Below are 6,970 nucleotides of genomic sequence, written 5' to 3'. Positions count from 1 at the left end.
GCATGCGCGAGTGCCTGAATTCGCGCGCCTATGTCGCCCGGCACGTCGCGCTGTCGTACGAGATCCTGCCCGCGCCGGCGCGCAGCGCCGCCCCCTTCCCCGCCGCGGTCGCGCGTGGACCGCAGCACCCCGCACATCCCGAAGCCGGAGCCATATGATGAAGAATTCCGCGGCCGTCGTGGTCGGCATCATCAGCAGCGGGCGCCCCGCCATCCTGCCCGAGACGATCGCGGAACTGCGCAGGCAGACCTATCCGTTCCAGCGCATCATCATCTGCACCCCGCGCCCGTCCGACGCGGCGCAGGTCGCGGAGGCCGAGGACATCGTGCGGCTGATCGGCCCGACGGGCGCGCCCCACCAGCGCAACGTGGTGCTGGACCATGCCCGCGATGCCGACATCGTCGTGTTCTTCGACGATGATTTCCTGCCCGATCCCGATTACCTGCGGCGTTGCGTCGAGGCGTTCCAGTCCGATCCGGCGATCGTCGCGGCGACCGGGCGCGTGCTGGCGGACGGCGCGAAGGGGCCGGGGCTGACGGTCGCGGACGGGCGGGCGATCCTGGCCGACCCGGCGATCAACGACAATCCGGCGATGCCCCCCGTCGAGGCGGCCTGGAGCAGCTATGGCTGCAACATGGCCTATCGGATGTCGGTGATCACCGAGCACGACATGCGTTTCGACGAGCGGCTGCCGCTTTATGCCTGGTACGAGGACATCGATTTTTCGCGGCGGATGGGCGCGTATGGCCGGCTGGTGCGGGTGAACGGCGCGAAGGGCGTGCATCTGGGCACGAAGAAGGGACGCACCCCCGGCCGGCACCTGGGATATTCGCAGGTCGCGAACCCGATCTATCTGTCGCGCAAGGGCAGTTTTCCCTGGGATCATTCGCTGCGCAGCATAGGCCGCAATATCGCGATGAACATGCTGCGCAGCCTGCGGCCGGAGCCCTATATCGACCGGAGGGGCCGGCTGATCGGCAACGGGATGGCACTGCTGGACTGGATGCGCGGCCGCGTCGCCCCCGAACGAATCCTGACCTTCTGATCGTGACCTTTTGCGCGATTTGCGACCTGTTGCAGCCGGATACACCACCATGCGCTTTTCCCTTGTCGTCGCCACCGTCGGACGCTCCGCGGAAGTCCGCGCGCTGCTGCTGTCGCTGCAGCGCCAGGCCGTGCAGTCGTTCGAGGTCATTATCGTGGACCAGAACGCCGATGACCGGCTGGAGCCGATCGTCGCCGAGTTTTCGGCGACGATGACGATCCTGCACCTGCGCACGTCATTGCGGTTGTGCAACAGGGCGCGCAACCTGGGCGCGCAGCACGCCACGGGCGAGATCGTCACCTTTCCCGATGACGATTGCGAATATACCCAGGACGTGCTGGAGCAGGCGGACCGGTTTTTCCGCACGCATCCCGGCCATGGCTTCCTGACGGGGACCGTGCTGCTGCCGGATGGCAGCTTCGGCCGGTCGGGGCGCTGGCTGAAGCAGGACAGCGCGGTCGATACGCAGACCGTGTGGACGTCGCTGATCGAATTCAACCTGTTCGTCCGGCGCGAGATCTTCGAGGAGCTGGGCGGATTCGACGAGATGATCGGGCCGGGCACCCGTTTCGGGTCCAGCGAGGGGCAGGACCTGGCGCTGCGCATGCTGGCGCGGAACGTGCCGGGATACTATCTGTACCATCTGCGGATCATGCATCCGGACAAGCCGGTGTCGCTGAACATCGCGCGCGCGTTCAGCTATGGCCTGGGGGCCGGCCGGGTGATGCGCAAGAATCGCTGCGACATGCGGACCGTATCGCAATTCCTGATCCGGCCGGCCGGGGGTTTTGTGGTCAATCTGGTCCGGTTGGACATGCCGATCGCCCGTTATTATTTCCTGACATTCCTCGGCCGCCTGGCCGGGTACCGGGCGCAGGTCGCGAAGGCGGCCTGAGTCCATGCCCTCGAAGTCCATGCCCCTGGGGTCCATGCCCCCGGGCGGCGCCCCCGAGCGGCCGGCGCCATCGGGTTTTCGCCATGTCCACGCGCGGCAAGCAGGCCGCCAGAAACCGGATTGAACGTTGATGGCCACCGCGAAACCAGCCTCTGCGAAACCAGCCTCTGCCCTGTTGCGCATGCCCACCTGGCACATCGTGTCCAACAGCGGCTGGAACATCCTGGGACGGGTCGGTCCGATCGGGGTCGCGCTGCTGGTGACGCCCCGGCTGATCACGCATCTGGGCCTGGCGCGCTGGGGGGTGATGACGATCGCGCTGACCCTGGTCGGCACGTTCGGGATCTTCGATTTCGGCCTGGGACGGGCGCTGACGCGGGCGGTCGCCGAGCGCGTGACCGAGGGGCGGCACCAGGAAAGCGCCGACCTGACCATGACCGGCATCCTGACACTGAGCGTGCTGGGGATCATCGGCGGGCTGGTGGCCGCGCTGGGCGTGGTGGCCTGGGTGCAGCACGGCCTGAAGATCCCGGATTCGCTGCGGCCCGAGACGACGTGGGCGATGTGGGTGCTGTGCGCCACCGCGCCGCTGGTCATGGCGAACGCGGCCATGTGGGGGGTCATTTCCGCCTATCAGGCGTTCCGCGCGGCCAACCTGATCAATATCCCCATCTCGATCGGGTATTATGTCGCGCCGCTGCTGATCCTGCTGGTCTGGAACAGCCTGGTCGGCGTGATGATCACCCTGGCGCTGTGCCGCGTCGCGATGACGATCGCCTATGCCTGGCTGTGCCTGCGGGTGATGCCGCAACTGCGCACCGCCAGGCCCGCCATCAGCCTGCTGCGGCCGCTGTTTCGGATCGGCGGGTGGATGACGGTGTCCAACCTGATGTTTCCGATCCTGTCCTATATGGACCGGTTCATGATCGCGTCGGTCATTTCCAGCGCCGCCACCAGCTATTACACCACGCCGTTCGACGTGGTCGCGCGCCTGTCGCTGATTACCAATGCGGTGACGGGCACGGCCTTTCCGGCCATGGCGTCGCTGTGGCGGCACGACAGCGCCGGGACCATTCAGCTCTATCGTACCAGCGTGCTGACGGTGGCGGCGCTGCTGTTTCCGTTCTGCCTGGTCAGCACGCTGTTCGGCCGCGAGATCCTGGCGATGTGGGTCGGGGGCGATTTTCCGGAACACAGCACGATGATCATGAAATTTCTGAGCATCGGGGTGTTCTTCTTCGGCGTCGACGGCGTGGCGGCGGGGTTTCTGGACGGGATCGGCCGGCCGGATTTCAACGCCGTCCTGTCCGTCATCGAATTCGCCGTCTATGCGCCGCTGCTGCTGCTGCTGCTGCATCTGTTCGGGGTGGACGGGGCCGCCATCGCCTGGGCCGGCCGCAGCCTGCTGGATTGCGTCATCCGCATCCGCCTGGGCATTCGCTTCTATCCGCCGCTGGCCGACGCCGTGCGCCATATCCTGCCGATGAGCGCCGTGGCGCTGGTGACGCTGGGCGCCGCGATTTTCCAGGATGGGATCGTCATCACGGGCGTGTCGTTCGTGCTGTCGTCGATCCTGTTCTATGCGATCCTGTGGACGCGCGGCCTGAGCGCCGCCGAGCGCGCATCCGCCCTGTCGCTGCTGAAGCGGGCGGGCATGTCGCGCAGCAGGCCGGCCTGACGTTTCGCTTCGCTTTCCGGCGTTTCCCCCCCTCTGACATCCCCTGACCTCCCCCTCTGGCCGGCGACCCCACGAGAGCGTCATCCCGGCCGGCGTGATTTGCGCGGAACCATCCCGGGCCGCCCGCTTTTGTTACAACGCCGCATTGACGGTCCAAGGCGTGGTGCGGATTGCCGATTATCGTTGAAGCCTCGAGTATCGTTAAAACTTCTGGGAAACTTCCGGGAAACATCTGGGCGACGAGGAGCGCATGAAGCGGCTGACCCTGTTTGTCAAAGGCAATGTCGATATCCATGATTCGCTGCATTCCTGCCGCATCGGCGGCGTGGTGCAGTGGAACGGCATGAACGACGTCCTGCGCGGCGCCTATCCGGACGTGACGGCACGCATCCGCCACGAGACGCTGACGCGGTCCGACGCGCTGCTGGCCGCGACCGGAGAGGTGCCGGCCCTGTTCGGCGCGCGCGACCTGCAATTGGGAAATTATCCGCTGCGCAGCCAGTTCAGCACCGCCCTGTTCACCACGCCGGCGGACGCCGTGTTTCTGTCCATCCTGCCGGACGTGGCCACGCCGCTGATGCGGCACCGGCGCGAGGACGTGCTGTTCTATCCCGCCGACGAGGCGGAGTGGCGCGACGACGACCGGGCGTGGCTGCGGTCCGAATTCGCGCCCGCGGGCTATCTGAGCGTGGCGCAGTCCATGGCCAATCTGGCGGCGATCGTCGAGCGGATCCGCCGGGAACGGGACGTGCCGGTGCTGGTCTATAACCTGTCGCCGGTCATTCCGGGCGACCGGGTCCATTGCCATATGGGGCTGGACGAGACCTTTGCGACAAGAATAAGGCGATTCAACCTTGGGCTGATCGAACTTTCGCACGAGATCGGCATTTCAATCATTGACGTTGATACCGTCATTGCCCGCAACGGCGCGGACAGGCTGAAGATCGACAATTTCCACCTGCGGCCCGAAGGGCATCGGTACGTCGCGGAGGAGGTCGTTCGGGTGCTGGAGGATCTGGGCGTTCTGGAGAGCTAGAGCCCCCGTCCGCGCGTCCGGCGGGTCGATACGGGATCGATTTCAGAGATAGATTTCAGAGATAGATTTTTCATTGTTCTTTTTTACGACAAATAAAAAAAGTCTCCGGTTTGAGCATGATCTTTGCCGGGAGAAGGATTTGAGATGAAAGCCACAGTCGTTATCCGCTCGCGCAATGAGGCGGACCGTCTGCGCCTGACGCTGGCGTCGCTGTCCTGCCAGACCGAGGCCGCGCAAATCGTCGTCGTCGATGACGGATCGACGGACCATACCGCCGCCGTGGTCGCCGAGGCCGCGCGCACGGGCGACGTGGTCGCGATCCGGCACGAGACCGCGCTGGGCCGGTCCGCGGCGGCCAATGCCGGGGCGCGGCAGGCCGACGGCGACGTGCTGATCTTCCTGGACGGCGACACGCTGGCCGGCCCCGACCTGGTGGCCGATCACATGGCGCGCCATCGCGCCAGTCCCGGCCTGGTGGTCCGGGGCGAAACCTATCACATCCGCTGCACCCGTCCCTTCCTGGACCCCGAGGCGGGGACGCCCCGGCGCGGCGAGGAGGAGCGGGTCGCACGGATGTCCGCCGAGGAACGGGCGCGGTCGGTGGTGACGCGGGAGCAGATCCGCCACGATTTCGCCGCGGTCGCCCGGCGGGGGCAGCCCGGGGTCTATCCGGGCTATGGACCGCGCAAATTGTTCGAGCTGGAGATGGCGGCGCTGCGGGACGATGCGGATTGCGGCGTCCTGTGGGCCGCGGCGTCGGGGTCCAACCAGTCGGTCGGGCGGGCGGCCTTTCTGGAATCCGGCGGGTTCCATCCCGACCTGACGATCAACGAACATCGCGAATTGTCGCTGCGCCTGTGCCAGGCGGGCCTGCGGATGGCGGCCTCGGCGGCGCGCACCTATCACCTGATCCACCGGAGCGGCTGGCGCGACCCGCTGGACGACAAGGATTGGGAGGGGATCTTCTATGCCGCGCATCCGCGCGCGGACGTGGCCCTGCTGCCGCTGCTGTGGCAGAGCCTGAGCGACGAGAAGGCGCTGGCCGAGCCGTTGCGCATCTCGTCCCTGGCGCAACTGGCGGCGATCGCCGCGGATTATCCGAGCCTGCCGCGGCCGGAAGCCGTGCGTGCGGCCTATATGGCGGCGCCGAGGCCGTCCTTTGCCCGCAAGCCCGTCCATCCGTAAGCCCGCTCCGGCGTCCACAAGCCCCGCCGTCCACAACAATTCCCTCCGTCCACACACATCGAGTCGGAGTTCCTCTCATGAAAAAGATAGAGGCCGTCTTCTTCGGCGACGCGCATGAGCGGCAGGTGATCGCCCGTGCGGCGTCGCTGCTGTCCGACGCGCTGGAAAGCCAGGGCGCGAGCCTGTCGCACATGATGGTGCATGATTTCGACAGCGCCGTGAACGCGGCCCCCGGAACGATCCGGGTGATGTCGCTGGCGCCGGCGCTGCGCGCGCTGGATACGCCATGGCCGGAGGTGGAGCGGGACCTGCTGGCCCGGTACGAGGCGTTGTGCGCCGCGGGCGATCCGGTCCTGGTGCCGACCCTGTTCCGCCATGTCGAGCGCAGCGGCCAGCCGGACGGTGCGCGCATACTGCTGCGCATCCGGCGGCTGGACCTGCTGGCCGCGGAATTGTCGCGGCTGTACGGCGCCTTCGTCGTCGATGTGGACCGGGTATTCGCCGATACCGGCGCCATGCGGCTGAAGACCGATTACCGCGCCGAGGGCGACGCCGCGACCGAACTGGCCGGCTATACCCTGGCGCTGGGCATTACGGACAACGCGCTGGATGCCGCCCTGCCCTTCGAGGTGCAGGAGCGCGTCAAGGCGCGGATCGTCGCCCAGGCGCCCGCCAGCCGGCCCGTGCCGGAAATCACGCCGCGGGAATTGATGGTCATGGGCAAGGGGCGACGGCGGCAGGTCGTGTCCACGATCACCGACGCGGTGCAGGACAACCATGTGGGCTGGCTGCTCCGCCAGGTCGTGAAGGGCCAGATCCCGCCCGGGCAGGCGATCGAGAAGCTGGTACATGCCGTGCGGCGGCGGGGCGTGCAGGAGAGTTTCAGCATCGTTACGGCGGGCCTGTTCAAGATGATCCGTGCGACGCCGCAATGAGCAGGATCGACCCCATCCAGGCCCTGCGGGCCATGCTGGCGATCCGCGCGTTCGAAGACGCGCTGGCGCAGCGGAAGAATCACGGGTTCCAATTGCTGTCGACGGGCGAGGAGGCGGTTGCCGTCGGGCTGACGTCGGCGCTGGGGCCGGCGGACCAGTTGCTGACCGGCGGGCGGTCCATCGGGCCGGCCCTGGC

General features: G+C 67.0%; 6 protein-coding genes and 1 pseudogene. All 7 read left to right on the top strand.

The window, feature by feature from the left end; genetic code table 11:
- Window positions 1–157: 157 nt before the first annotated feature.
- A complete protein-coding gene (locus HUK84_RS08220) occupies window positions 158–1,045 on the top strand; it encodes a glycosyltransferase family 2 protein (RefSeq protein ID WP_176639864.1) in 888 nt (295 codons plus the stop codon).
- A gap of 49 nt (window positions 1,046–1,094) precedes the next feature.
- The gene (locus HUK84_RS08215; RefSeq protein ID WP_176639863.1) at window positions 1,095–1,940 is read left to right on the top strand and encodes a glycosyltransferase family 2 protein; all 846 of its coding nucleotides are present in this window, start codon (window positions 1,095–1,097) and stop codon (window positions 1,938–1,940) included.
- 181 nt (window positions 1,941–2,121) lie between these two features.
- The gene (locus HUK84_RS08210; protein WP_246285546.1) at window positions 2,122–3,618 is read left to right on the top strand and encodes a flippase; all 1,497 of its coding nucleotides are present in this window, start codon (window positions 2,122–2,124) and stop codon (window positions 3,616–3,618) included.
- A gap of 250 nt (window positions 3,619–3,868) precedes the next feature.
- Window positions 3,869–4,654 carry an SGNH/GDSL hydrolase family protein gene (locus tag HUK84_RS08205; RefSeq protein WP_176639861.1) on the top strand — a complete coding sequence of 262 codons (786 nt, stop codon included), beginning with the start codon at window positions 3,869–3,871 and terminating at the stop codon, window positions 4,652–4,654.
- Window positions 4,655–4,798: 144 nt separating this feature from the next.
- Window positions 4,799–5,839, top strand: a complete 1,041-nt coding sequence (locus HUK84_RS08200) for a glycosyltransferase (protein WP_176639860.1) — start codon at window positions 4,799–4,801, stop codon at window positions 5,837–5,839.
- Window positions 5,840–5,916: 77 nt separating this feature from the next.
- Window positions 5,917–6,774: an SGNH/GDSL hydrolase family protein gene (locus tag HUK84_RS08195; protein WP_176639859.1), complete on the top strand. Its 858-nt coding sequence runs from the start codon at window positions 5,917–5,919 to the stop codon at window positions 6,772–6,774.
- Window positions 6,771–6,970, top strand: a pseudogene (locus tag HUK84_RS08190) (thiamine pyrophosphate-dependent dehydrogenase E1 component subunit alpha); the annotation flags it as partial. The gene HUK84_RS08195 and the pseudogene HUK84_RS08190, both read left to right, overlap by 4 nt.

Origin of the sequence: Nguyenibacter vanlangensis, assembly GCF_013376155.1 — a bacterium.
Taxonomy (GTDB): domain Bacteria; phylum Pseudomonadota; class Alphaproteobacteria; order Acetobacterales; family Acetobacteraceae; genus Gluconacetobacter; species Gluconacetobacter vanlangensis.
Note: the sequence above shows the minus strand (reverse complement) of the source record. Positions and strands in the feature narration are given on the sequence as shown.

Bases quoted from the DNA above. Each gene is read 5' to 3' on its own strand.
- HUK84_RS08195 (WP_176639859.1), top strand. From the start codon at position 5,917: ATGAAAAAGATAGAGGCCGTCTTCTTCGGCGACGCGCATGAGCGGCAG.
- HUK84_RS08215 (WP_176639863.1), top strand. From the start codon at position 1,095: ATGCGCTTTTCCCTTGTCGTCGCCACCGTCGGACGCTCCGCGGAAGTC.
- HUK84_RS08220 (WP_176639864.1), top strand. From the start codon at position 158: ATGAAGAATTCCGCGGCCGTCGTGGTCGGCATCATCAGCAGCGGGCGC.
- HUK84_RS08200 (WP_176639860.1), top strand. From the start codon at position 4,799: ATGAAAGCCACAGTCGTTATCCGCTCGCGCAATGAGGCGGACCGTCTG.
- HUK84_RS08205 (WP_176639861.1), top strand. From the start codon at position 3,869: ATGAAGCGGCTGACCCTGTTTGTCAAAGGCAATGTCGATATCCATGAT.
- HUK84_RS08210 (WP_246285546.1), top strand. From the start codon at position 2,122: ATGCCCACCTGGCACATCGTGTCCAACAGCGGCTGGAACATCCTGGGA.